Source organism: Synechococcus sp. UW179A, from assembly GCF_900473965.1.
Classification (GTDB): Bacteria; Cyanobacteriota; Cyanobacteriia; order PCC-6307; family Cyanobiaceae; genus Synechococcus_C.
Window position 1 is genome coordinate 187,074 of record NZ_UCNJ01000032.1, and the last position, 24,745, is coordinate 211,818.

Genomic DNA, 24,745 nt, shown 5'->3' on the forward strand with positions numbered 1-24,745 from the left:
TCTCAAAGACATCCACTCGTGAGGACTGTGCACTTAAGCCATCAGGTCTGGTTGCCACCCAGCATGTCGTCATACCCCTCATAGGGGTTGTATTCCGCCCATCCAGGACTGGCCTGATCCATCAGGCCGAACTCGCCGTCAATCATGTCGGCACGGGTGTTGCCGTAAGGAACTGTGTTGCAAGTAATTCCTCCACCCGCGACAGGCTGGCAGTCATCGAAACGAACCTGTGCCCGAACGGCACTGACCAGACTGGCGTTGATCGTGACCAGAGCGGCAACACTCATCAGAAACACGCTCACGACGCTTGATGCATGGCCCTCCATTCTGAAGGAGATTGAACTTCAGATCAAAGGCTTGAGCAAAGACGCTCACTCTCCCGCAAAGTCTCGAAAGCTTTCTGACCACGATGTTCAGCAAGCTGCACCATTAAGACTTCCGCCTGTAGTCCAAGTAGCAAGGTCTGACAGGGATACATCTCCCGCTCGGCGGCCCGGCGCTGCATCGCCTCCATCAGCACAAGAGCTCGATCACAGCTGCTTGCATTGGCGCTGCGGAAGCATGCAATCAGAAGCGGCTGCACGACCTCCAGCGACGTTGCCTGCACCGGGGCTTCAACGCTGCCAAAAACAAAGGAGACAGTTGCAGGCATCAATGCCCTAACCAAATTGTTCAAGGAGTTGTTGATCAGGAGACACAACCGAGACAGGACCTGAAGCACTTCAGAGAATTCAAGGCCAAACGCTTGGCACGAATCCTGAGATCAACTGAAAGAATGAATTCACTCGATCGAAGATCGGATGTATACCGACTGGACTGCGGTCGCACTCTTACTGTTCACAGCTATACCGCTGTTGGCTGTCGTGGCGACAGCCACATTTTTTATTTGGCAGAAACGCAAGTCGCCGCTGTCTTGAAGACCACCTCTTTGGGCTTCACAGCTCTCTCTTCAAAGGAGTGAACGATGGAACGAGCTGTCGTTGAGTTGGAGGAGGTGGAGACCGACTGCAGCACTCCTCTGCCCAGACAATTCTGACAAGTCCTGAAGCGCTGCTCGCTAATGCGTTTGATACCACTGCCGCCGCAGCTGGAGCAGATCGCCATGTCCGAGCTAGAAATGCAACTTCAGTGTGGGAGCGGAAGACCCCTGTGATCCCAAAGGCTTCCTTAAGAAATGGACTGATCGAAACAACCCTGCAACGGCAATGGCCTGGAGCGAATCTCCTGCAGCAGCTCGTACACCGATAAAGAGGCGTGCTGGTTGACCAGCCCTAGCGAACCAGCCAGCCAGCCCACCACCCTCTGCGACGTCCACTGCTGGTCCTGAAGAGGGGCCAGCCCCGCGGTCTGTTCACGCTTGGAGAGCTTCTGCCCCTCCGGATCACAGAGCAACGGTGTATGTCGATAACTGGGAGGTTGCTCCTCCAGCGATGCGATCACCGCCTGCTGGGCAATACACACCACAGCCAGATCGGCGCCCCGCACCACTTCGGTGATGCCAAGTGCCAGCTCGTCCACTGCCGTTGCAAGGTGATAGGCGATGAATCCATCAGCACGGCGCAGGACCAAATCACCGCAGCGTGGTTCATCAGCGGCCTTTACTTTCAACCTCCAGGCCGGCAGGCGTCCGTCCTGAATTCCCCAACCCCTCTCCATCTCCCTGCAGGTTCCCGGATAGCGATTACCGGCACCCAACTGGCGACGACTGCATCGGCAGGGATAGAGGAGCTGGCCCTGCCGAAAGGCCGAGAGGCAGGAGTTGTAGAGCCAGAGGCGCTGGCTTTGCATGATCACTGGGCCATCCCAGTGCAATCCAAGCCAGCGCAGATCTTCGAGAGCGGACTCGACCGCGCCGATCCTGATGCGCGGAGTGTCGAGATCATCAATCCTCAGCAACCATTCACCGCCCTGAAGACGGGCTTGTAGCCAAGAGATCAGAGCCGTGCGCAGGTTGCCCAGATGCAGGGGACCAGAGGGAGTCGGAGCAAAACGTCCGCGATAACCCTGTAGACGCCGTTGGCGACCCTGCTCAAAAACAGCCTGGAGACGATCAGAAAGGTTCACACAAGAAAGGGTGGCCCCAGAGGACCACCCCGATCAAGGGATGTGGAAGGAAATCAGCCCTGAACGCGGTCTTTAAACATCTTGCCGGCAGTGAAGGCAGGCACGCGCTTGGCGGGAATCTTGATCTTCTCACCGGTCTTGGGGTTCAGACCCTGACGGGCAGAACGCTCGCGAGGCTCAAATGAACCGAAACCGAGAATGGAGACCTTCTTGCCCTCCACAACGGAATCGATGATGGTTTCGATAGCGGCGTCCACCACCAGAGACACATCGGTCTTGGTGAGCTCTGTGCGGGCGGCAACCAGATTGACGAGATCAGCTTTGTTCATTGGGTGGGGGAAAGTGGCGGAAGCGGTTGGATCGACGATGCGGAGGTCGACATCCGCACGGCTTCCCTGAGCGCGCTAATCGTATGGAGACAATCGCTGTGCGGCAACCGAAAAACACCGTGCCGCAATGCTTTCACCGAATCTTGTGTGAATCAGACCGTGTCAAATGCTTCTTTTAACTGCTGATCCCAGCTGTTGAAGGGGGCCAGATGACCACCACGCAGAGCCCCAAGACCTGCCCCAGAAGCCAGTCGTGGAGAAGCTTCTAAAGGAAGCCAACGACATAATCGACGGATGCTGCGCTGCTGCCGGGGCCAATGGAAGGTGCGACGGTGCTGCAAAGGTGCCAATTGATCCTTGGCAACCGGCACGAGCAAACGTCCGCAGAACAGCACATTCACCGGCACCGGAGCATGCACAACGGCATGACCGGGAGTGGGCCCAGGCGTCCAGAGCAGTCGCAGGCCTGAAAGGGTGACAGTCTCCTCGGAGAAGGTTTCGAGCTGCTGAACGCCAGGCAACAAATAGGCCTCCTGTTCTTGAACGAGCACGGGCCATTGCATGCGCTCCTGCAAGCGACGCAGGCGTCCATGCCCCTCGCGGCTGGTGAGGAGAATTCGGGCGCATCGGCCATGCGCCAGTTCCCGCAAAGCTTCCAGGGTGGCTTGGGTCAGCGGCGGACAATCGATCAGAACGGGTTCAGGATCCACATCCAGCCACCAGGACGAGCCTCCACGACAGTCACGATTGGGCGGAAACAGCCAAAGATCGGGCCGGATCTGTAGGGGAGGACGGCCTAGCTCCAGCGAGGAGGTCATCACAGACACGATGAGTCACCGGAGCTATTACTACTTTGAAGGCTTCACCTGCCTCCTGGGAGTGGATCTTTGAGCGCGATCCGACGAGGCAAACCTTGGCCTCTTGGCAGCAGCATCACCGCCCATGGCGTGAATTTCTCTGTGGCAGCTCCAGGCGCCAACCGGGTGGAACTGCTGATTTTCCCTACGGCTGAGGCCAGCAGCCCCGAACAGCTGATTGATCTGAACGACAGCAACCACCGATCTGGCGACTACTGGCATGTGGAGGTGGAGGGCCTTACGGCAGGTTGCTGCTATGGCTATCGAGTGTTCGGCCCGCTCGCACCTGGAGGCCATGGATTCCGGCCCGCGAAGGTGCTGTTGGACCCCTGTGCCAGGGCCATCACGGGCTGGTCGGTCTATCAACGCGAAGCGGCTATTGGTGCTTCACCCAATACCCATTGCTGCCTGAAGGGACTGGTCTGCGAGCGGGACCGCTTCGATTTCGATGCCCACCCCAGGCCTCGGCATAGCTGGCAGCAGACAGTGATCTACGAGCTGCACATTGGAGGCTTCACGCAACGCAGCGACAGCGGCGTGACCCCAGATCGAAAAGGCACCCTGTTGGGAGTAATCGACAAGATCCCCTACCTCAAGCAGTTGGGCATCACCACGATCGAACTGCTACCAGTGCAGGCCTTTGATCCGCAGGATGCACCCCCTGGGCGAGACAACGTCTGGGGCTACAGCCCACTGAGCTGGTTCGCTCCGCATCAGGGCTATGTCGGCGGTGATGACCCGATGAAGGCAAGAAATCAAATGCGTGATCTGGTGGCGGCCTGTCACGACGCCGGCCTGGAGGTGTTGCTCGATGTCGTTTACAACCACACAACCGAAGGCAATGTTGATGGCCCAACTCTGAGCTGGCGTGGTTTCGCCGATCGCACTTATTACCACCAAACCGACAAGGGTGACTACCAGGACGTGAGTGGCTGTGGCAACACAATTGCAGCCCACCAGCCACTTAGCCGGGAACTGATTCTGGAGTCGCTGCGCTGCTGGGCGTTGGAACTGGGAGTGGATGGCTTTCGTTTTGATCTGGGCATTGCCCTGAGCCGCGGCGAAGGACTGAAGCCGTTGGATAAGCCCGCACTATTCGAAGCGATGGAGGCCGACCCATTGCTCAGTGAGCTCAAACTCGTGAGCGAACCCTGGGATTGTGGTGGTCTCTATCGACTCAATGACTTCCCGGCTCGGCGCATAGGGACCTGGAACGGCCGATTTCGTGATGCCGTACGCAGCTTCTGGAAAGGCGACGACGACAGCACTTGGTCCATGGCACAGCGCCTGCGCAGCAGCCCTGATCTCTATGACGGCAAACCGGCGGGCTTGGGCCGCTCCGTGAATTTGCTGACGGCCCACGATGGTTTCACACTGATGGATCTGGTGAGCTTCAACAGCAAGCACAACCTCGCCAACGGTGAGGACAACCGCGACGGGGAAAATCACAACAACAGCTGGAACCATGGCGTTGAAGGTCCCAGCAGTGACCATGCGATCACCGCCCTGCGCAAGCGGCAGCAACGCAACATGCTGAGCACACTGCTTCTGGCTCGCGGTGTGCCCATGCTGTTGATGGGCGACGAGGTTGGACGCAGCCAGGGAGGTAACAACAACACCTGGTGCCAGGACACTCCGCTCAGCTGGATGATCTGGTCCGAGGAGCACTGCGACAGGGAGCTGCTCGACTTCGTGAAGCGACTGCTGACACTACGCTCAGAACTGGCGGAGCTACTGAACCCTTTGTTGGCTCACAGCGAACAGCCTCAGCAGCAGCGCCGCAACAGTGATCCTGATGGCTTGTGGCGCCAGTGGCATGGCGTGGAACTGGGCAAACCTGACTGGGCCAGTTGGTCCCATTGCCTGGCGATGAGCCTGCATCGCGGCAAACAGGGGGCCGTGCTCTGGGCGGGATTCAACGCTTACTTCAAGGCCATGCACTTTGATCTGCCCAAGCCGGCATCTCCCTGGCACCGCTTGATCGACACGGCTCTTCCTGCAGGTGAGGACCTTCCCAAGACACTGGACCCCTGGAGTCCGAGCGGCGTCCCCCTTGAAGCCAGAAGTTTGGTGGTGATGATTGCTCGAGAGTATGCCAATTCTCTCAACCTCTAAGAAGCGAACCTCTGTGGAGCTTGGGATTAGAACGTTAAGCGGGCGGCGGGAATCGAACCCGCATCATCAGCTTGGAAGGCTGAGGTTTTACCACTAAACTACGCCCGCACGAATACATCTGTACCAACGCCTTGAGTGGCGTGATCGCAGGTGTTGTGCGCATTCATTATGGCGGTCCGTCTGCCCCTCTCTGCTTGATGAGCACCAGCACCCTTCCCGGGGGATCCCGCCGCCGCCTGATGGTCGCCTACGGACTGGGTGATGCAGGCACGGGACTGGCTGCAACGCAGCTTGGCTTTTACCTATTTCCGTTCTTCACCTGTACCGCAGGCCTGCCCGCCATCCTCGCCGGCTCATTGCTCACGGTGATCAAGGTCTGGGACGCCATCAACGATCCGCTGATCGGCTGGATGAGCGACCACACCAGCAGCCGCTGGGGTCCACGCATTCCCTGGATGCTCGGAGCCGCTCTTCCCCTTGGCATTGCTCTTGCGGCGATGTGGTGGGTCCCGGAAGGCAACACACTTCAGCGCACCACTTACTACGTGGTGATGGCAATCCTGCTGATGTCGGCTTACACCAGCGTCAATTTGCCCTATGCGGCACTCTCCACAGAGCTGACCACGAGCACGGCAATTCGAACCCGACTGAACGCAGCCCGTTTCACCGGCTCCATTCTCGCCGGGCTCAGTGGCCTAATCGTGGCCTCCATCGTGTTGACCGACGGCGCCGATGGTTATCTACGCATGGGACGCATCACAGGCACCATCGCTGCATTGTCGACACTGGCCTGTTGCTGGGGCCTTGCACCGTTCGCCAAGCGGGCTCAGCGACCGAGCAACCAGGCTGAACCAGCTTTGGAACAGATCAAGAGGATCCGCTCCAATCCACGCTTTCTGATGGTTCTCGGGCTTTACCTCCTGCTTTGGTTCGGCCTTCAGTTGATGCAGGTTGTCGCCCTGATCTGGCTGGTCCAGGTCGTGAGGGTCCCCCCCAACCTTTCCACCTGGATTCTGCTGCCCTTCCAGCTGAGCGCCCTGGTTGGCCTTCAGCTCTGGAGCCTGCTCTCCAACCGGAGCGGCAGGATTGTGGCGCTGCGATGGGGAGCCGGGATCTGGATCATGGCCTGCCTGCTCTCAACGATCTTTCCGCCAATGCAGAACGGAGGAACGACGGGGGAACTAATTCCCCTGATCGGCCTGATCATGCTGGTGGGCCTTGGAGCGTCCACCGCCTACTTGATCCCCTGGTCTTTGCTGCCTGATGCGATTGATGCTGACCCGACCCATCCCGCTGGTCTCTACACCGCCTGGATGGTGTTTGGCCAGAAGCTGATCATCGGAGTCAGCATGAGTATGTTCGGCGCGCTGCTTCAGCTCACCGGGTATATCTCCACTGAAATGTGCGACGGCGCACTCAGTTTTATCGAACAGCCCCAGAATGCTCTTCTCGCCATTCGAATGAGCATGGGTTTGATCCCAGCCATCCTGGTCATGGTTGGCCTGATAGTGATACGACACTGGCCCGACCGCGGTGCCCACCTGCAACGCGCATGACCTCCTTTCGATTCCGAACCCAGTTGAAATCGCCCCGCTGGCTGAACAGGCTGGGCAGCAGTCTGATCATCGGCGGACAGGCGGTGACCGCCACCGCCCAGGGCCGCATTAACACCATCGACCTGCTGGATCAGCTGCAGGAGGCCGGACCCGGCAGCTTTCTAATCGTGATCATCACTGCACTGGCTGCGGGCACGGTGTTCAACATTCAGGTCGCCAAGGAACTCAGCAACATGGGGGCCAGCACCACAGTTGGCGGCGTGCTGGCGATTGGCCTGGCTCGTGAGATCGCGCCCTTACTGACGGCCACCCTGCTCACAGGAAAAGTGGCGACAGCCTATGCGGCGCAGCTGGGGACTATGAAAGTGACCGAACAGGTCGATGCCATCACGATGTTGCGCACCGATCCTGTGGAATACCTGGTCGTTCCCCGCCTGATCGCCATGGTGGTGATGGCGCCGGTGCAGTGCCTGTTGTTCTTTGCGGTGGCGCTCCTGGGAGGCCAGATCAGCAGCACGGAGATTTATCAGATCCCTCCTGAGGTGTTCTGGACCTCAGCCCGCACCTGGCTTGTGCCGGATGACCTTCCTTTCATGCTGGTAAAAGCTTTGGTCTTCGGAGTGCAGATCGCTGTGCTGGCCTGTGGTTGGGGCATGACCACCCAGGGAGGGCCGAAGGAGGTGGGCACCAGCACAACCGGCGCGGTCGTGATGATCTTGGTGACCGTGGCCCTGATGGACGTACTCCTGACTCAAATCCTCTTCGGAGGCTGAAGCAACCTCTTCATTCCATGACCACAACAACCTCTAGCCCTAACCAAGACCCTGTGAGCATCAGCCCGAGCCCACGTCTAGCGCTGCTGATCATTCTCCTCAGCCTCTGCCTGCTGCCACTGCCGTTGACCCCATGGCCCACCGTGGTGGTAGGGCTTTTCGGCATTTTCCTGTTCGTTCAGACCTACAGCCTGCGTCTTGAGTTCACCGGCGACACCTTGGTGGTCTGGCGTGGGCAGCAGGAATTGCGCAGATTTCCCTACGCCGAATGGCAGAGCTGGCGACTGTTTGCCCCCTGGCTGCCAGGCCTGTTTTATTTCCGCGAAATCAAGAGCATCCACTTCCTACCGATCCTCTTCAATCCTGCTGAGCTACGCCAGCAGCTGGAAGAGCGGGTGGGTTCCCTGGAGACTCCCCAGCCCTGAGCCTGCAAAACCCATTCTCAAATCCGACATACAGGTCAAAGAACCATCACTGCAAGCCAACGAGAACGTTGTATTTGGGCCATGAGCCCTTCAATCCGCTGAAATGAGTTCAGGACAAGCCGACCATGCCTGACGAGAACGATTCGCCATTCCAGGACGCGCCGCAAGCCAAAGAGGCGCACAGCGAGGCATCCATCGCCGCAAGCGATGACGTGGAACCTTCGTCTGAATCGCTGATCCAGCTAGCACTGATGGATCTTCAGTCTCGGCGAGACAAACTGCAGCAGGAGATCGACAGCCTCCAGCAGCGCAAAGGGCAACTGGAGCAGGAGATGACCGCCAGCTTTGCAGGCCAGTCCGATGCGATCGCCAGACGAGTGAAGGGCTTTCAGGAGTATTTGGGTGGAGCCCTACAGGGGCTTGCCCAATCGGTGGAGACGCTCGAGCTCGTGGCTCAGCCCGTGGTGGTGAAGCCTTCACCACTGGATGCTCAGGTAGCCGAAGCCGCCGCCGAACAGGCCATGGCGAACGCCGGTGGCTCCCCGGCTCTGGCCGACACCTTCCGTCCCGATGAGGAGCTGATCCGAACCAACCTCAGGCGTTTTCTAGAGCAGCCCGACTTCTATGCCGAACCCTGGAAACTGCGCCGCAGCCTGGACGACAGCGACATCACTCTGCTCGAGGACTGGTTTTTCAATCAGGGAGGCAGGGGAGCCCAGGCCAGCCGAGGCAGTCGTCCTCGCAACGTGCTGCTGGGGGCGGCCCTGATCGCCATCATCGGAGAGCTTTACGGCGATCAGTTCCAGACCCTGGTCCTAGCGGGACAGCCTGAACGCCTGGGGGACTGGAGACGAGGTCTGCAGGATGCTCTCGGGCTAGGGCGGGAAGATTTCGGCCCGAGCAGCGGCATTGTGCTGTTTGAACGAGGAGATGCCCTCGTCGAGCGGGCGGACCGACTGGAAGAACGCGGCGAAGTCCCCCTGATCCTGATCGACGCTGCGGAACGGGTGGTGGACATTCCCGTGCTTCAGTTCCCGCTCTGGCTGGCTTTTGCAGCCGGCCCAGGCGAAACCTACGACGACGAAGACAACCTGCTCTGATGCCCTTCCTTACGCTGCTGCTGGGCTACTTGCTCGGCTCTATTCCCAGCGGCTTCTTGGCCGGCAAATGGTGCAAGGGCATCGACCTACGCACGATCGGATCCGGCTCCACCGGCGCCACCAATGTGCTTCGGAATGTCGGGAAAAAGCCTGCACTAGCTGTGTTTCTTGTGGATGTGGCCAAAGGCGCTGCTGCGGTGTTGCTGGCAAGAGCCCTCAACCAAACCTCGGCTGTGAACGACTGGATTCAAGTACTGGCGGGCCTTGCGGCTCTGGCCGGTCATATCTGGCCGGTATGGCTGGGCTTCAAGGGTGGAAAGGCAGTCGCGACCGGTTTTGGCATGTTTCTCGGTCTGGCCTGGCCGGTTGGACTGGCCTGCTTCGGACTCTTCATGGCCGTGTTCAGCCTTAGCCGGATCGTCTCGCTCGCCAGCGTGGTGGCAGCGCTGAGCCTGCCTTTGCTGATGGCTGCCGGTTCGTCCAGCAACGCCAATCTGGTGGTAGCCCTGGTGGCGATGGGACTAGTGCTCTGGAGGCACCGCAGCAATATTCAGCGACTGATCAACGGCACCGAACCACAGGTGGGCCAGAAGTCTTGAGTCCAGCTGGTCAGCCTTCGATGCTTTATAGACTGAGGCTCTGATCAATTCACCAGCTCCTCGCAGCAGGCGGAGAAAGCAGCGCCAGGGTCTGCTGACCTTGTGATCGGCCGACCGATCACCAGCTGGCTTGCACCGGCAGCAATTGCCTCGGCAGGCCCCATCACCCTGGCCTGATCACCTACCGCACTTCCTTTGGGGCGAATTCCTGGTGTGACCAGTGAGAACGGCAATGGATGCTGTGCACGCAGAGCCGCGGCCTCCAGCGGAGAACACACACAACCACCGATGCCTGCAGTTGCCGACAGCAAAGCCAACGACGAGACCCGTTCGGCAATGCCCTGGGGAACGGCGAGCTCCTGCTGAAGTCGCTGCTGATCCCAGCTGGTGAGCACAGTGACCGCCAGAAGTGTCGGAGTCACAAGCCCCGCACTGTGGGCACTGGCCATTGCTGCAGCCTGCGCGGCCTGAAGCGCTTCGCGGCCAGCACAGGCATGCACGGTGATCAACTCCGCACCCAGCGCCGCTGCCCCAGTACAGGCCCCAGCCATGGTCGCCGGGATGTCGTGGAACTTGAGATCCAGAAACACCCGCAGCCCCTGATCCCTCAACTGGCTGACTACTGCAGGCCCCGCCTGCACAAACAATTCCAAACCAACCTTCACCCAACGGAGTTCACTCACCTGGCCGCCAAAGGCCAGTGCCTGCTCTGGGTCCATGCCGTCAAGGGCCACGATGATCCGCTCAGCGGGATCAGCAGAAAGCGAAGAAGCCAAGGCAGCTGCACCAACTGATTCCATCCTGGTCAAAAGCCCTGAAGTATTCACTTAGCCGCGATTGAGCGCTGATGAAGGCCAAAGGGGCCTGATCAGCCCACCAGCCTGCGAAAGGTCTTCTTTCCAAGCTGCAGCACCTTGCCCTCCAGTTCCGCGGCCGACGCGAATTCCTGATTGGGGTCAGTGATCTTTTCCCCTTCTAACCGAGCTGCGCCGCCTTTGATCTGGCGGCGCGCCTCGCTACTGCTTGCGCAGATTCCAACGGCACTGAGCAAATAGAACGCTTTGGCCGGAAAATTCACCGCGGCCAGTGACGCCTCGGGTACATCCGCGCAGGCATCACCGCCGCTACTCACCAGTGTCGCCGCATCAGCCTGGGCTTTTTGGGCTGCTTCCATGCCATGGCGGCTGGCGGTCACCGCCAGAGCCATCGCCTTCTGTTTCTCGCGCGCGTTTGCCGGCAAAGCCTGCGGGTTCAGATCCGTCAGCAATGTCACATAGTCATCAATAGCGGCATCGCCTACCTTCTCGAGCTTGGAGTACATCGACAGTGCGTCTTCCTCAAGACCCACAGTGTTCCCAAGGCTTTTGCTCATCTTCTGCGCCCCATCAAGACCCACGAGGATCGGCAGCAGAAGGCCGAACTGCGTCCCTGATCCGAAATGGCGCTGCAGGTCGCGTCCCATGGCCACATTGAACTTCTGATCAGTACCGCCCAGCTCCACATCCGCATTCACAGCTACGGAGTCGTAGCCCTGCAGCAGCGGATACAGGAATTCATGCAGGGCGATCGGTGCACCGCTGCCATAGCGCTTGGAGAAATCATCCTTGGCCAGCATCTGACCCACGGTGGCTGTGCCCAGCAGGCCAATGGTCTGAGGCAAGTCAAGACCTTCCAGCCACTCGCTGTTGCGGCGCACTTCAAGGCGGCCAGGGGTCTCAAAATCAAGCAGAGCTGTCTGCTTCGGCTGGCCCGCGCCCAGCTGCGCCAGGTAAGTGGCGGCATTGGCCTCAACCTCTTCGGCGGTGAGCTGCACCCGCGTGGCGCTCTTGCCAGTTGGGTCTCCGATCCGGGCGGTGAAGTCGCCGATGATCAGAACTGCGGTGTGCCCCGCATCCTGAAAAGCACGCAGCTTGCGGAAAAGGATGCTGTGCCCGAGGTGGATGTTGCTGCCGGTGGGGTCAATACCAAGCTTGATACGCAGAGGCTTTCCCTCAATCTCTGCCTGCGTCAACCTCGCCGCCAACGACTGATCAGCATCATCGCCAACTCCTGCTGGAAACAGATCGGCCATGCCACGCGACAGCCATGCCGGCAGAGACGGTGTGGAAGCCATGGGCGAGGCAGAGCGATTGCGGGCTGAATCGTACGGGCCGCTTCAGCTGGGCGGTTGGTCCAGCTGACTTTTCATCCGTTCCAGCGTGCCTTGCATCTGCTCAAACATCTGCTCTGGGGTAATCCCGAATTGTCCTAGCTGACTGCGCAGCTGTTCCACGGTGAGCTTGGCCTGGAAGTCTTCCGAGAGCTCAAAGCGCTTCATGAACACGCGGTATCGCTCCATGAGCTCCTCCATTGTGTCGATGAACTTCTTTTTGCCCTCGCGGTCAAACTTGCCATAATCCGACCCCAGCTGCATCAACTGCTGATAGTCACCGAACAGACGCTTGGCTTCCTCCTGAACGATCTCGGAGTCGAAGAACGCCATGGTCCACCCATCAACTTGAGCAATTGTGGACAATTTGAGCTGCCCATAACAGTGCGGATCCACGCCCACTAATTCACGTCAACATGAATGGGTTAGCGGCAACGGCCCCGAGCCTCTCCCTCCTTTGGATCTCAGCGAACGGATCCCGTCTCTGCAGCAACGGTCCCGACAAGGCCACAGCATGCTGAAGCGCAGTCGCACCGCCATCGCTACCGCCGACCTTGTTCTGCTGAGCAGCTGGACAGCCTGGTTCGAAGGACAGGGACCTCTGGTGGCTGCCTGCACCAGCGAGGATGACTGCCTACTGAGGCTTCAAACTAGCGCTGCCAACCTGTTGCTCTGCACGGACACTCTTGACGGCGGCTGTGGAACGAACCTCGTACGCAGGGCGAAGGAGATCAACCCCGAGCTGAAGGTGTTGATGCTGCTTCAGCGACCCATCCCGCGCACGATCCTGGATGCCATCGATGCCCGCTGCCATGGAATCTGCTCGGCTCAGACCACCGGAACCGGCACGGTGGCCGCAGCGCTCACCGCCATCGACACCGACGGGCAGTACCTCGATCCATTGATCAGTGGCGTGCTGCACCACAGCAGACTGCGTAGCAGTGGTGATCAGGTCCCTCTCAAAGAGCTCACCATGCGCGAAGAAGACGTGCTGCGTGGTCTCTGCCGTGGCATGACCAATCAGGAAATCGCCGACGCCTTGGTGGTGTCGATTGACACGGTCAAAAGTCATGTCAGCAGCCTTCTACGCAAGTTGCCAGCCAGAGACCGGACCATGGCCGTTGTCACAGCATTTCGTGAGGGGTTGGTGCAAGTCCCCACCAGGCCACCCCGCTGGACCTAGGGTCCTGGCCAGGCTGCAACGGAGAAACGCGGCGATGGCGCGCCGGCACTGGCTCGATCCACTGGCCCGCAAGGTGCTTCAGGCCATGGGTGACCTGCCTCAGGATGCTGGTCGCACAGGCAAAAACAATCGGTACGACCAAAAACCAGAGGTGTCTCCCAACTGGTGCATCGATGTGAACAGAGCCAGCGCAGAGCAATGGCGCCAATTACCGGGCTGCAGCGAAATCATGGTGGATCAGTTGCTGCGCCTTCAGCAGGGTGGTGTTCAGTTCAGCCAGATGGAGGATCTGGCTCAGCTGCTCGATATCTCAGAAGGGCTCTGCGAGCAATGGAGACCCTATTTGATCTTCCGCTGGCACGGGGATGCTCCGCAGTTACCGGAACAGGCACCGCTAAATCTGAATTCCGCCAGCCCCACCCTGCTGGCCAAAACCCTGCCATGGCCAGATGAGCGGGTGGAACGCCTAATCGCAGAACGACGGCGCGAACCGTTTCAGAACCTCGCAGATTTACAGGAGCGACTCTGTCTGCCCCCGGCAACGGTGGAAGCTCTGATCGGGCGTGTCCGCTTCGGGTCCAGACCTGCCGGCCCAAGCTTGCCCCCGCGAGGTTGATTGCGATGCCTGCCTCTCCTCGCCAGGGAAGCCTTTTCGAACAGCCGGCACCAGCCGGTCGTGACAACGAACCTGCCGAGTTGGCACTGAATGTGCAGCAGCTTCAAAGCTGGCAGCAGCGCATCCACAGCTTCCAGAGCCCTCTGTTTCAGGCGGACGGTGCGAGTCAGGAGCAGGCCAGCCTGTTCAGCAACCACGAGGATCCAGCTGCCGAGATTCAACCGTTGTCGCTTAAACCGCTACCGCTGAGTTTCTGGCGCTGGCCGCAGAGCCCCCATCAAGGGGCGGCGTTGTATTGGGTCATGGATCGACCCTCAGGTCTTCAACACCCGATCCTGCTTTACATCGGAGAGACCATGGCAGCCGATCGGCGTTGGAAGGGAGAGCACGATTGCAAGGCCTACCTCTCGGCCTATCAAGAGGCCTGCGTGGACTGCGGCCTGACCTGCAGAACCAGCATCCGTTTTTGGGGCGATGTACCCAAGGCCACCCGGGCGCGACGACAGCTGGAACAGACCCTGATCCGCCGCTGGCAACCACCGTTCAACAAGGAATCGCGCGATCGATGGGCCACGCCGTTTCAAGCCGCCTAAGCACAGCTCCTAGCATCGGTTTAGGCAACGGCTCCCCATGAAAATCTCCCTCTCTCCGGCCACCCCTGAGGCCTGGAGCGGTTCCGTACTGGCGCTTGGCATTCCTCAGGACGACCCCCAAGGCCTGGTGGAGGCGATGGAACAACGTTTCAGCATTCAGCTGTCGGAATGGCTGAAGCAGAAGCCCTTCACGGGCAAGAGCGGTGATCTGGCCAGCCTTCAACTGCTGCGCAACGACTGCACGACCCTTGTGCTTCTAGGGCTGGGGGATCTCGAATCTGTAGATCGGGACAGCCTGCGTATGGCCGCTGCCGCTGCCGCCCGAGCAGCACAGGGCCAGGGCGGCTCTCTCGGCCTGATGCTGCCGATTGGATCTGAAGACCCGATCGGTGATGCCACTGCCGCTGCTGAAGCTGTACGACTGTCTCTTTACAGCGACCTGCGCTTTCGCAGCAAACCCGAACCCAACCAGAGACCTGACCAGCTAGAGCTGCTGGGCCAATGGCCAGCGGGCCTCCAAAAGATGCTGGAAACGGTTCATCCGGTCTGCGCCGGGGTGGAGCTGGCCAGGGAGTTGGTGGCGGCGCCACCCAACAGCGTCACCCCAGCGGAACTGGCCCGAACTGCGGCAGCCCTCGCCCACGAGCACGGACTTGACCTCACCGTGCTCGAACGTGCCGACTGCGAGGAGCGGGGTATGGGCTCTTACCTCTCGGTCTGCCAAGGCTCTGACATGGATCCAAAATTCATCCACCTGACCTATCGGCCAAGCGGCATAGCGAAGAAGCGCCTCGTTCTGGTGGGCAAGGGACTCACATTTGATTCAGGGGGCTACAACCTCAAGGTCGGGGGCGCCCAGATCGACATGATGAAGTTCGATATGGGCGGCAGCGCTGCTGTATTTGGAGCGATGCGCAGCATCGCTGAACTGCGCCCAGCGGGCGTGGAGGTGCACATGCTGGTGGCCGCGTGCGAAAACATGATCAATGGCTCCGCGGTTCATCCTGGGGACATCGTCACGGCGTCCAACGGCACCACGATCGAAATCAACAACACCGATGCGGAAGGCAGACTCACCCTCGCCGATGCCCTGGTGTACGCCTCCAAACTCAAACCCGATGCGATCGTGGATCTGGCGACGCTCACCGGTGCCTGCGTGGTTGCCCTCGGCGATGAGATCGCAGGTCTTTGGACCCCCAACGACGACCTCTCCTCTGAGCTGGAAACAGCCGCCAGCAGTGCGGGAGAGGGCATCTGGCGCATGCCCCTTCACAGCTCTTACCGCAAGGGCCTCAAATCCCTCCTTGCCGACATGAAGAACACCGGCCCTCGTCCCGGTGGATCGATCACCGCCGCGCTATTCCTCAAGGAATTCGTGGATGCCGGCATTCCCTGGGCCCATATCGACATCGCAGGCACGGTGTGGAGCGACAAGGGCCGCGGACTGAATCCCTCAGGGGCCACAGGCTACGGAGTACGCACTCTGGTGAACTGGGTGGTGAAGCAGGCCTCAACCGCCGAGGCCTAAATTTCAATCTCAACGAAGCAAGCTGCATGGCCTCCAGCCCCTTTCGCTGGTATGTACGCGCCCAGCTGGGTGTTCTGCTGTTACCTGCCGGTCTCTGCTTGTTCGGGGAAGCAGTCAGTCGCAGAACACTTCAGCTGGCTGGAAGCGATGGTGGTCCGTGGTGGTGGTACGGGACACTCAGCCTGATTGTGATCAATGCGGGCGTTGGGCTGATGATCGAATCGGGCCTATTACAGGGTTATCCGGGACGTAGAACAAAGTCCTCAGACACACAGCTTCAATAACGAATAGGTCCGAATCCCATTCAGGATGCGACGACCATGGAAAGGGAATGGGGATTCTCGAGAGCATGAATCTGCCAGCGTGCCCTCTCCGAGCAACTGGCCATGACTCGCTCTAAGTCATCAGAGGCCTGCTTCGGAGATGGATACGGACCAACATGACGCGTCACGAGACCGTCTTTGATGGTCAGCAGATACATACAGACCTTTCACAACTCACCGGTAAATGGTACGCAGTCCAATCTGTATCGTCGATGGCGTAAAACCCGCACCTTCACTGCGAAGTGACTCATTCAGAGCGCAACGACCGCTACAGAATTTCCTCAGATTCCCGCAATCAAGCCACCAGGAGTTGATGTGTCCTGGTCTCAACAAAAACTTACTTCGTCCAGGAATCTCCAGTGCGAGCTTCGTTACCCCAGACCTGATCGAGGCGCTTATCCCTTCCACAGGCCCAGCGGTAATACTTGTATTTGACTGAATTCAATTCTGCAAAATTCTGGTGGTAATCCTCTGCGGGCCAGAACTTTTCAAGGGGTTTGATCTCTACCTTGAGAGCGGCTTCAGACACGCCAAGCTCCCTGGCCGCCTTTGACTGACTTGCGAGAGCCTGGCTGTTCTGCTGATCACCTCTGGTGAAGATCACGGGTCGGTAGGAGTCGCCGCGATCACAGAACTGACCATCACCATCGAAGGGATCCACATTGCGCCAATACGACTGGAGAAGCCTGGGATAACTGATCCTGGTCGAGTCAAACAGCACTTCCACCACCTCCTGATGCCCAGTGGTTTCAGAACTCACCTGGTTGTAGGTGGGGTTGGACACACTGCCGCCGCTATACCCGCTTTCCACAGAGATCACACCAGGCAATTTTTCTAGATCACTCTCCATACACCAGAAACAGCCCCCAGCCAGCACAGCGCTCTGCTGCTCGGCAAGCACAGAGGCAGGTGAGATCAAAAGCAGAACTCCCACCAACAGCGATAACACGATGCGGATCACAGGCGAACTCAGGTAGACAGCTGATCGAGAATGGCGGCAGCGGCGCGATCGGTCACTCCCGGTTCCCCCAGCGTTTGGCGCAATCGTTCATAGCCACTCAGCATCCTTTGGCGCTCATCAGTGCTCTCCAACAGAGGAATGGCCTGAGCAATCAACTGGTTGGCATTGAAGTCTTCCTGCAGAAATTCGGGCACAAGGCGCTCATTGAGCAGCAGATTCACCGGCGATATGTGATCCACATGGAAGCGAAGCAGATGGCGAGCGACCCAGGCCGTCGTGCGGCTCACCCGGTATCCGACCACCTGAGGGACTCCCTGAAGGGCCAGCTCGAGATTGACAGTTCCCGACTTGCCAAGCGCGAGATCCGCAGCGCTAAACAATGACGGTTTGAGAGCATCCGCATCGGCGGCTGGAATGACCCGTCCACGCACACCGGCGGATTCAAGCCCCTCCTGAAGTTCACGTTCAAAACGACTGAGGCCTGCCGGCACCATCACCATCAGCATGGGATCACGGGCCTGCAGACGTGCCGCCACCTCCGCGAGCACGGGCATCAGATAGCGCAACTCCTGGGGCCTGGATGCGGGCATCAGCAGCAGCAGGCGTTCATTCGGATCAAGGCCAAGCTGGCGACAGGCCTCGGCGCGGTCTGGGTTGCGGCCAGCAAGATCAAGCAGAGGATGGCCAACCCAGGTGACTTGCGCACCATGGGATGCATAAAAGGACGCTTCCTCAGGGAAGATCGCAAGAATGCGATCGGTGAAGGACAGAAGGCGGCTTGTGCCGTTGTCATTCATGCGCCAAGCCCATTCCTGGGGAGCGATGTAGTAGGTGATGGGCACCTGCGGCAACTTGCGGCGCAGACGCTTGCCAAGACGCACATTGGCGCCCATGTAGTCAATCAGCACCACAGCATCAGGAGGCCGCGCACTGAGTTCCCTGTTGACCCGCGACTGCAATTTCAAGGTGGGGAACACCTGCGGAAGGTGCTCCAGAAGACCGATCGAGCCCAGTGGAGCCGTATCAGCAAGAAGTTCAGCACCGGCTGCATGCATGCGTGGTCCCCCAAGGGCCAGCACCTCGAGATCAAGGCTCCTCAAACGAGCCTGCCGATGCAATGCCTGCACCAGAAGACTTCCCTGAAGATCACCAGACACCTCACCAGTGCTGATCAGCACGCGCACCATCAGCGACCACCGACAGCAGGCATGGGGCCACGCCTTCCCTGACTGATCGATCCCTCGAGGAAGGAGCAGAGATGATCGGCTAAAGGCATCAAGGGCTGCTCACGAGCCAGTCGCAGACCTTCAGCAATTACATGATCCGAGCGATAGAGCAGCGACCAAATGTCCTGAAGCTGCTTGATTTCCTGCCCCTGATCCTTGCGATCAAGGCCCCGCCTGCGCAGACCCACGCGATTAAGGCCTCGCACCCTTCCAGGATGCCCCTCAACGAGGCAGTAAGGAGGCACATCCCGGTCCACCCTCGTCATCCCTCCAACCATGGCCATCCCGCCGATCTGCACGAACTGGTGGATCCCCAGGCATCCACCGATCACAGCCTTGTCCTCGATCAGAACATGTCCGGCAACCTGAATACCGTTGGACATCACGATGCTGTTGCCCAGAAGACAGTTATGGCCCAAATGGCAGTAGGCCATTAAAAGGTTGTTGTGGCCGATGCGGGTCTGCTCTCCCTCGTCAGTCGCACGGTTGATGGTGACGCATTCACGAATGGTGTTGTGATTTCCGATCACCACCTCTGTTGGAGCTCCTTTGTACTTGAGATCCTGAGGCTCGAGCCCGAGGCAGGCACCAGGGAAGATCTTGTTGTGTTCACCAATGATGAGTCGACCATCAAGCACCGCATGGGGGCCGACCCAGGTGTGAGACCCAATGCGAACATCAGGTCCCACAACGGCACCAGGGCCAATCACCACACCAGTGGCGAGCTCGGCCCGGGAATCGACCACCGCAAGCGGATGAATCTGGGGAGGACGGTCCTCAGCAGTCACGGCGGGGGATCGCTGTTCACTCATCATGGTCAGTCAACCAGCGAGAACATGAGCTCACCGGAGCAGACCAGCTGACCATCAACTTTGGCCTCAGCCTTCACCTTGCCAAAACGCTTGCGTTTGAGACTCAGCAGCTCGCAGGTGATCAACAGCTGATCACCGGGGATCACCGGACGGCGGAAGCGCACGCCATCGATACCGGCAAAAACAAAAAGACCCTTGGGGAGATCGGGCATCTGGGTGACGATCAGACCACCCACCTGCGCCATGGCCTCCACGATCAACACACCCGGCATTAACGGACGTCCAGGGAAATGGCCCTGGAACTGAGGCTCATTGAGGGTGATGTTCTTGATGGCCACTGCTTTTTCACCAGGCACATGCTCCAGAACACGATCCACAAGCGCAAAGGGATAGCGATGGGGAAGCAGTCCCATGATCTGCTCCGCAGTGAGCAAAGACTGAGCTGCGGTGGTGGCGGAGGAGGAAGTCAAATCGGTTCAGGGCTGAGCATTGGGTCGATCGGCCAGGACCGCTGCCAGGTCGGTGTGCAGACCATGGGAGCCGCGGTAGACCAGCACCTGCGCCCGCGGAAAACCCACAAGCGCCAGATCACCGATCAGGTCAAGAAGCTTATGGCGCACCGGTTCATCGGGATAGCGCAGGGGAGGATTCAACCAGTGGTCGCCATCACAGACCAGCGCATTGTCGAGGGCACCACCCTGAATCAACCCCGCAGCACGCAGTTGATCCACCTGCTCACGGAAGCCAAAGGTGCGAGCCGGAGCGATCTCCGCTACGAAGCTCTCTGGTGTAAGCGCTAAGGCACATTGCTGTCGACCGATGGCCGGCTGGGGGAAATCAATCACCCCCACCAACATGAACTCCTCGGCTGGCGTGGCGGTGATCACACTGCTGCCGCGGTGCAGGGCGATCGGTTGCTGCAGTTGCGGCCGAGCCGGAGCGGGTGTTGATGCAGGGGCAAGACCTGCTTCGGCGATGGCTTCCACCCAGCCCTGGGAGGAGCCATCCAAAAGGGGAATCTCCCTACCCTCAATTTGCAGATGTACGTGGGTGAGACCGCACCCGGCTATAGCAGCCAGCAAGTGTTCCACCGTGGCGAGCTTTCGGTCACCCAGCTCCAGGGTGGTGCACAGAGGGCTGTCACGCACCTGGGAAGGCTCCAGCCTGAGCGGGTCATCGCCGCTTTTCGGCCAGCTCACCCAGACGCCCGGCTTGGTCGAAGGCTGCAGGGTGACAGAGACCTCTTCACCGCTGTGCAGCCCGATGCCGCTGCGGCGGGCCGGACCCTCCAGGGTCCAGGCTCCGTCGTAATCATGAGGCCACAGGACCATCAGAACTTCCAGCCAACGCCCAAATTGAAGCGGTACTCCCCGGTGAAGTTTTGACTGGCCACTTCCAGACGCAGAGGTCCCACGGGCGTGGTGACGATCACACCAACACCTGGAGAGACGCCCGAACCTGGTTTGTCGAGCAACTCACCAGGTTTGCCGGGCACATTGGCCTGGGATCCAAAATCGGTACCTGCATCGATAAACACTTCGCCTTGAAAGATGCTGAAAATGGGGAAGCGGTATTCGATGGTTGCTTCGCCAAAACTGCGTCCAACAGCCAGATCACAGTCGAACCAGCCACGAACTGAGTTAGATCCACCCAGACAGAAGGCTTCATAGGGTGGCAACTGACCGATGACGGTTCCAGCCTTGATCTGAAAGGCCAGGGCCTGAGGACAATTCTCCGGCTCACCCTCCTTAGGGCGACAGCCCTTGGCAAACTTCAGCCACTTAACAGGAATAAAATGGGTGTAGCTGGTGCGGATGCGATTGAAGGTCGGGGAGTTCTCTCCGACAGAGAGATATTGTTCCGTTCCGAAACTGAAGAAGTTGCCTGAGGTCGGATTTCGACCATCGTTCAGGGTGCTGTAGGTGGTGGCAATCCGAATACTGGCGAGCGTGTTCTGATCGGCACAATTGAAGGCAGTACAAATCACCTCATCCTTGTCGACACGATCGTTTTTGATTCTTCTGCTTGCAATGCCGTAGGGCCTTGTATCACCGGCATAGTTAATGGGACGGACAGCCTGAATATTGAGTCCAGCCAATACCTGCCAGGGCACCTTCTTGAAAGGATCACCACCGTTGAGTGGACGCGCAAAAATCACATTGCCGCCGATACGCTCCAACGCGATTGAGTCACCCTCAAAATCAAACCAGCTGGTATCAGAAAACTCATCGCTAGCCTCATCGACATTATCAAATTTGCTTCCCGCAGGGTTATTCCTGGAGTCGATTGAGTAGGTCTTTGATGAGTCGTTATCCTGATAATCATTAAGAGCAACGATATCTCCATCGTTCTGACTTTGGAAGACCTGAGGAACTTCCCGGCTGAGAAACAGGGAGGTACGGAAGGAGGTGCGATGGTTATCTCCTTTGATCCAAGGATCAGAGAACGTGAGGTTCGCAAGACCACCGAACTGGCCATAGGTGAAGTTCAGTGCCAGGTCCCAGGCACGCCCAAACAAATTGCTGTCGGAAAGCTGGAGCTGACCAAAGACGCCCTGGCTCTGGCTGTATCCGAGGCCACCTGAAAGCGAGCCTGTGGACTGCTCGACGATGCCCAGAACGATGGTGATAAAACCTGGCTCGCCAGTCACAGGCTGCAAAGTCACCTTCACATCACTGAACAGCGATGTGCCATACAAACGACGGATATCGCTCTCAAGCTGGGTACGGTTGAAGGGTTCTCCTGGCTTGATGGAGATCTCCCTGCTCACCACCCAAGGCTTGGTCTTGCCCTTGATCGGCTCTCCTTTCTCATTGGTGTCCTCACCTTCCTTATTAATAAATTTCACCTCGACACCGGCCACCGTGCCGATCAGCACCTTCAGCTGCACGACGCCGTCAGGACTCACCCTGGTGGGTCCACTGACGCGGGCCAGTGAATAACCCTGATCGGCGTACCACTTCTGCAGCTCCTTCATGCGCAGCTGCAACTCATTGAGGTTGAGCGTGCGGCCGTAATCGGAACTGAAAGTGTCCTCAATCACCTGAGGCTCAATCTTGTTGTCCTCAGGCTCCAGAACAACCTGAGTCATCACTGGGTTGGGAACGACCTGCACCGCCAGTTGCACTCCCAACGGACCGTTGATCGGCTCAATGCGCACGTCCGAGAACCATCCCGTGGCGTAGATCGCATCAAGGTCAAGCTTCAATTCCTCTCTCGTCACCCTGCTACCAGGGCGTACACGCATCGCGTCATAGGCAGCGAACTCAAGACGTTCCTGCTCTGGATGACCATCGATGCCCTCAATGATCACCTCGGTGATCAACACCCTGGGCTGTTGTGGCCCCTCTTCAATCGGCTCAGCGACGGGAGTTGCGGCAGGGGCAGGGGTGACCTCAATTTGCTCAACGTCAATCTGCTCCTCAGTCAGCTCAGCCTCAACACCCTCTGCCTCGACACCTTCTGCTTCAACACCTTCTGTTTCGACATCCTCTGCCTCAACATCCACCTGTATCTCTTCAGCCTGAACAGCTTCAACCTCAGACCCGTCAGGCTCCGCCTGGGCTTGACCCGGAAGGCCGCTGATCAATGGAAGGGCGAGGGCAAATCCCACGGCACCTCGCCGAACGGCGTTCTTGGTTCGGCTGGAGGAGAAAGCGACCATTGGGGAGACGGAAGTCGGCCATGCCGGCCACAAACGTCGGTGAACTTAACTGCAGTTGCGGGGTGTCGGGCAGGCCCCTTGTACCCGTTTGCAGACCTCCCCGTAGGCCTCGATCACCCCGCCCAAGTCCTTCCGGAAGCGATCCTTGTCGAGAATGCGCTTCTCCGCATCCATACACGACAGATCCCAAAGTCGACAGGTGTCTGGACTGATCTCATCAGCCACAAGCAGCTCACCGGTGGCATTCAGTCCAAGCTCCAGCTTGAAATCAACCAGCTGCAGGTCGACACTCTTGAAAAAAGGAATCAGCACGGAATTCACGTTCCTTGCCAATAACTCGATCCGCCCCCGTAGCTCGCTGGAAACGAAGCCCAGAAGTTCCAGGCGTGCATCCGTGAGCAAGGGATCACCCAGACCATCATCTTTGTAATACAGGTCAAGCAGAGCCGGCTCAAGCGCTGTGCCCTCGACAATCGGCGTCTCTCGACAGAGCGAGCCGGTGGCGATGTTGCGCAACACCACCTCAACCGGAATCACCTCAACGCGCTGGACCAGCATCCAGGTTTCTTCAGCGATTCCGCAGTAGTGGGTGGGGATTCCCTCTCGCTCAAGCAACTCGAACAAACAAGCTGAAATCCGGCAGTTGAGACGCCCCTTGTCATCCAGCTGAGCCTTCTTCTGGGCGTTGAATGCAGTGGCGTCGTTCTTGAACTCCACCAGCACTTGCTGGTCACTTGAGCCGGCATAAATGCGCTTGGCTTTGCCCTCATAGAGAAGGTCGCCGTGTGAAATGGTCATGGCTGCTCGATGACGCCGGTCGCGCCGGCTGCAGGTGCTTGTGATTCTCCCAGCGAGGCATGGCCACCCGGTGCCCTTGGCGAGCGCAGTTCCTGCTGAAGCTGCTGTTGTTGATCAAGCGACACTCCTGGCAGATCCTGGTCGAGATCAAGCAGTGTGAAGCGATCATCCAACCTGGTTGCCAGTCGCCGCAGGCGTTCGCGGGGACGCTCACCGCTGCCGCCGCTGGCAAGCTCCAGGCGCAGCTGCAGTCGCAGCAAGTCCTCCGCCTGGTTCCAGGCCTGTTCCGCAGCGGCCTGATCCAGAGCCGCCTCGATCAGAGAGGCGCTGCGTTCGGACTCCATCACATCCAACAGCTCTGCCGCGAGACCAAGACGACGTGCTGCAATCACCCCTGGCGTTCGCCCCGCAAGCAAGGTGATCAAAGCCTGCTCGGACTGCCCTGAAGCGATCTGCGCTTCTGCCAGAAGGTCAAGAGCTGAGCGAGTTAAGGGCAGTCCTTCCTCATCCAGACCCACGACAAGCTGCTCAGCATCGAGCCTGGTGAGGTCTCCTTCCGCCAGACGCAGCAGAGCTAGAACAATGCGCTCCTGATCCAGGGCCGCACTGGCAGCCTGCCAAGACAACAGCAACCATTGCCGCCTTCGACGACCGGGACCGGGGCCATAGCGACTCAGGACCAATTGTGCGCTGTCGGGCGCCTTGCAGGACATCAGAGCCCTGGCATTGGCCATCACCACATCAAAACGCTGCGGTGCAGGAGCCACCAGCATCAGCCGTTCACGCAGCAGCTGGAGACGTTCATTGACTCCGAAGCTGGCCGACTCCTCGCAAGCCAACTGCAGCTCAGGGATACCTCCTTCGATCAGAACGGTCTCAAAGACCTCCTGAGGCATTGGACCAGCGGATTGGAGCGACATCGAGGAGCCTGGCGCTTCAGTGCCTGGCACCACCGCCAAGAGAAGTGTCAGAGGCAGGGGAAGCAAACCCATGGGCCGGAAGGCGTTCAACAAAGATGGAACGATCTCTCCGCCATCAACAACAGCGGAGCGACGCTCAAACCTAAGGGCCTAT

General features: G+C 58.9%; 29 protein-coding genes and 1 tRNA gene. 11 read left to right on the forward strand and 19 right to left on the reverse strand.

Going from position 1 to position 24,745, the window contains the following annotated elements:
* Positions 1–41 precede the first annotated feature (41 nt).
* The 6 genes from DXY31_RS15385 to DXY31_RS15405 all read right to left on the reverse strand — a co-directional run bounded on the left by DXY31_RS15385 (position 42) and on the right by DXY31_RS15405 (position 3,211).
* The gene (locus DXY31_RS15385; RefSeq protein ID WP_114994739.1) at positions 42–287 is read right to left on the reverse strand and encodes a lactate dehydrogenase; all 246 of its coding nucleotides are present in this window, start codon (positions 285–287) and stop codon (positions 42–44) included.
* 62 nt (positions 288–349) lie between these two features.
* A complete protein-coding gene (locus tag DXY31_RS15390; RefSeq protein ID WP_114994594.1) occupies positions 350–652 on the reverse strand; it encodes a hypothetical protein in 303 nt (100 codons plus the stop codon).
* 230 nt (positions 653–882) lie between these two features.
* A complete protein-coding gene (locus DXY31_RS17190) occupies positions 883–1,104 on the reverse strand; it encodes a hypothetical protein (RefSeq protein WP_170953740.1) in 222 nt (73 codons plus the stop codon).
* Positions 1,105–1,167: 63 nt separating this feature from the next.
* Positions 1,168–2,064 (reverse strand): tRNA glutamyl-Q(34) synthetase GluQRS, encoded by an 897-nt coding sequence (gene gluQRS / locus DXY31_RS15395; protein WP_114994595.1) that lies wholly within the window; start codon positions 2,062–2,064, stop codon positions 1,168–1,170.
* Between the two features lie 53 nt (positions 2,065–2,117).
* The gene (locus DXY31_RS15400; RefSeq protein ID WP_006043393.1) at positions 2,118–2,393 is read right to left on the reverse strand and encodes an HU family DNA-binding protein; all 276 of its coding nucleotides are present in this window, start codon (positions 2,391–2,393) and stop codon (positions 2,118–2,120) included.
* 152 nt (positions 2,394–2,545) lie between these two features.
* Positions 2,546–3,211: an MBL fold metallo-hydrolase gene (locus tag DXY31_RS15405; RefSeq protein ID WP_114994596.1), complete on the reverse strand. Its 666-nt coding sequence runs from the start codon at positions 3,209–3,211 to the stop codon at positions 2,546–2,548.
* 69 nt (positions 3,212–3,280) lie between these two features.
* Between DXY31_RS15405 and DXY31_RS15410 the strand changes: the two genes are divergently transcribed.
* A complete protein-coding gene (locus DXY31_RS15410) occupies positions 3,281–5,365 on the forward strand; it encodes a glycogen-debranching protein (protein WP_114994597.1) in 2,085 nt (694 codons plus the stop codon).
* Positions 5,366–5,402: 37 nt separating this feature from the next.
* Here DXY31_RS15410 and DXY31_RS15415 read toward each other — a convergent pair.
* Positions 5,403–5,473 (reverse strand) — tRNA-Gly (locus DXY31_RS15415).
* A gap of 89 nt (positions 5,474–5,562) precedes the next feature.
* Here DXY31_RS15415 and DXY31_RS15420 point away from each other — a divergent pair.
* From DXY31_RS15420 to plsY, 5 genes are all read left to right on the forward strand, one after another.
* On the forward strand, positions 5,563–6,921 hold the full coding sequence (locus DXY31_RS15420; RefSeq protein ID WP_244279863.1) for an MFS transporter: 1,359 nt from the start codon (positions 5,563–5,565) through the stop codon (positions 6,919–6,921).
* Positions 6,922–6,944: 23 nt separating this feature from the next.
* Entirely contained in the window at positions 6,945–7,694 is a 750-nt protein-coding gene (locus tag DXY31_RS15425) for an ABC transporter permease (protein ID WP_114994741.1), read from the forward strand.
* A 17-nt stretch (positions 7,695–7,711) separates the two neighbouring features.
* Positions 7,712–8,119, forward strand: a complete 408-nt coding sequence (locus tag DXY31_RS15430) for a DUF3119 family protein (RefSeq protein WP_114994598.1) — start codon at positions 7,712–7,714, stop codon at positions 8,117–8,119.
* Positions 8,120–8,244: 125 nt separating this feature from the next.
* A complete protein-coding gene (locus tag DXY31_RS15435; protein ID WP_114994599.1) occupies positions 8,245–9,219 on the forward strand; it encodes a DUF3086 domain-containing protein in 975 nt (324 codons plus the stop codon).
* On the forward strand, positions 9,219–9,818 hold the full coding sequence (gene plsY, locus DXY31_RS15440; protein WP_114994600.1) for a glycerol-3-phosphate 1-O-acyltransferase PlsY: 600 nt from the start codon (positions 9,219–9,221) through the stop codon (positions 9,816–9,818). The genes DXY31_RS15435 and plsY overlap by 1 nt, the downstream gene beginning before the upstream one ends.
* Before the next feature lie 44 nt (positions 9,819–9,862).
* On the opposite strand, the gene pyrF is transcribed toward plsY, so the two are convergent.
* The 3 genes from pyrF to DXY31_RS15455 form a co-directional block, all read right to left on the reverse strand.
* Entirely contained in the window at positions 9,863–10,594 is a 732-nt protein-coding gene (pyrF, locus tag DXY31_RS15445; RefSeq protein ID WP_114994742.1) for an orotidine-5'-phosphate decarboxylase, read from the reverse strand.
* Positions 10,595–10,686: 92 nt separating this feature from the next.
* Positions 10,687–11,931, reverse strand: coding sequence for a tyrosine--tRNA ligase (tyrS, locus tag DXY31_RS15450; protein ID WP_114994601.1), 1,245 nt, complete (start codon positions 11,929–11,931; stop codon positions 10,687–10,689).
* Positions 11,932–11,973: 42 nt separating this feature from the next.
* Positions 11,974–12,300, reverse strand: a complete 327-nt coding sequence (locus DXY31_RS15455; RefSeq protein WP_066911269.1) for a DUF1825 family protein — start codon at positions 12,298–12,300, stop codon at positions 11,974–11,976.
* A 181-nt stretch (positions 12,301–12,481) separates the two neighbouring features.
* On the opposite strand from DXY31_RS15455, the gene DXY31_RS15460 reads away from it, so the two are divergent.
* The 5 genes from DXY31_RS15460 to DXY31_RS15480 are packed head-to-tail and all read left to right on the forward strand — an operon-like array spanning position 12,482 to position 16,171.
* Positions 12,482–13,150 carry a response regulator transcription factor gene (locus tag DXY31_RS15460; protein ID WP_114994602.1) on the forward strand — a complete coding sequence of 223 codons (669 nt, stop codon included), beginning with the start codon at positions 12,482–12,484 and terminating at the stop codon, positions 13,148–13,150.
* 34 nt (positions 13,151–13,184) lie between these two features.
* Positions 13,185–13,766: a type II secretion system protein GspK gene (locus tag DXY31_RS15465; RefSeq protein WP_114994603.1), complete on the forward strand. Its 582-nt coding sequence runs from the start codon at positions 13,185–13,187 to the stop codon at positions 13,764–13,766.
* 5 nt (positions 13,767–13,771) lie between these two features.
* Entirely contained in the window at positions 13,772–14,359 is a 588-nt protein-coding gene (locus DXY31_RS15470) for a GIY-YIG nuclease family protein (protein ID WP_170953741.1), read from the forward strand.
* Between the two features lie 37 nt (positions 14,360–14,396).
* On the forward strand, positions 14,397–15,887 hold the full coding sequence (locus DXY31_RS15475; protein WP_114994604.1) for a leucyl aminopeptidase: 1,491 nt from the start codon (positions 14,397–14,399) through the stop codon (positions 15,885–15,887).
* A 26-nt stretch (positions 15,888–15,913) separates the two neighbouring features.
* Positions 15,914–16,171 (forward strand): hypothetical protein, encoded by a 258-nt coding sequence (locus tag DXY31_RS15480; RefSeq protein ID WP_114994605.1) that lies wholly within the window; start codon positions 15,914–15,916, stop codon positions 16,169–16,171.
* A 20-nt stretch (positions 16,172–16,191) separates the two neighbouring features.
* Here DXY31_RS15480 and DXY31_RS17195 read toward each other — a convergent pair whose 3' ends face one another.
* The 9 genes from DXY31_RS17195 to DXY31_RS15520 all read right to left on the reverse strand — a co-directional run bounded on the left by DXY31_RS17195 (position 16,192) and on the right by DXY31_RS15520 (position 24,663).
* The gene (locus DXY31_RS17195; protein ID WP_170953742.1) at positions 16,192–16,368 is read right to left on the reverse strand and encodes a hypothetical protein; all 177 of its coding nucleotides are present in this window, start codon (positions 16,366–16,368) and stop codon (positions 16,192–16,194) included.
* 179 nt (positions 16,369–16,547) lie between these two features.
* A complete protein-coding gene (gene msrA / locus DXY31_RS15485) occupies positions 16,548–17,168 on the reverse strand; it encodes a peptide-methionine (S)-S-oxide reductase MsrA (RefSeq protein ID WP_114994744.1) in 621 nt (206 codons plus the stop codon).
* An 11-nt stretch (positions 17,169–17,179) separates the two neighbouring features.
* Positions 17,180–18,358 carry a lipid-A-disaccharide synthase gene (lpxB, locus tag DXY31_RS15490; RefSeq protein WP_114994606.1) on the reverse strand — a complete coding sequence of 393 codons (1,179 nt, stop codon included), beginning with the start codon at positions 18,356–18,358 and terminating at the stop codon, positions 17,180–17,182.
* A complete protein-coding gene (gene lpxA / locus DXY31_RS15495) occupies positions 18,358–19,209 on the reverse strand; it encodes an acyl-ACP--UDP-N-acetylglucosamine O-acyltransferase (protein WP_114994745.1) in 852 nt (283 codons plus the stop codon). Before lpxA ends, lpxB begins: the two co-directional genes overlap by 1 nt.
* 5 nt (positions 19,210–19,214) lie before the next feature.
* Complete coding sequence (gene fabZ / locus DXY31_RS15500; protein WP_256359641.1) at positions 19,215–19,679, reverse strand: 3-hydroxyacyl-ACP dehydratase FabZ; 465 nt, start codon at positions 19,677–19,679, stop codon at positions 19,215–19,217.
* Between the two features lie 6 nt (positions 19,680–19,685).
* Positions 19,686–20,540, reverse strand: a complete 855-nt coding sequence (lpxC, locus tag DXY31_RS15505) for a UDP-3-O-acyl-N-acetylglucosamine deacetylase (protein ID WP_114994607.1) — start codon at positions 20,538–20,540, stop codon at positions 19,686–19,688.
* Positions 20,540–22,873: a BamA/TamA family outer membrane protein gene (locus DXY31_RS15510; RefSeq protein WP_114994608.1), complete on the reverse strand. Its 2,334-nt coding sequence runs from the start codon at positions 22,871–22,873 to the stop codon at positions 20,540–20,542. Before DXY31_RS15510 ends, lpxC begins: the two co-directional genes overlap by 1 nt.
* Before the next feature lie 45 nt (positions 22,874–22,918).
* Entirely contained in the window at positions 22,919–23,671 is a 753-nt protein-coding gene (purC, locus tag DXY31_RS15515; protein WP_114994609.1) for a phosphoribosylaminoimidazolesuccinocarboxamide synthase, read from the reverse strand.
* Positions 23,668–24,663 (reverse strand): hypothetical protein, encoded by a 996-nt coding sequence (locus tag DXY31_RS15520; RefSeq protein ID WP_114994610.1) that lies wholly within the window; start codon positions 24,661–24,663, stop codon positions 23,668–23,670. Before DXY31_RS15520 ends, purC begins: the two co-directional genes overlap by 4 nt.
* Between the last annotated feature and the right edge of the window lie 82 nt (positions 24,664–24,745).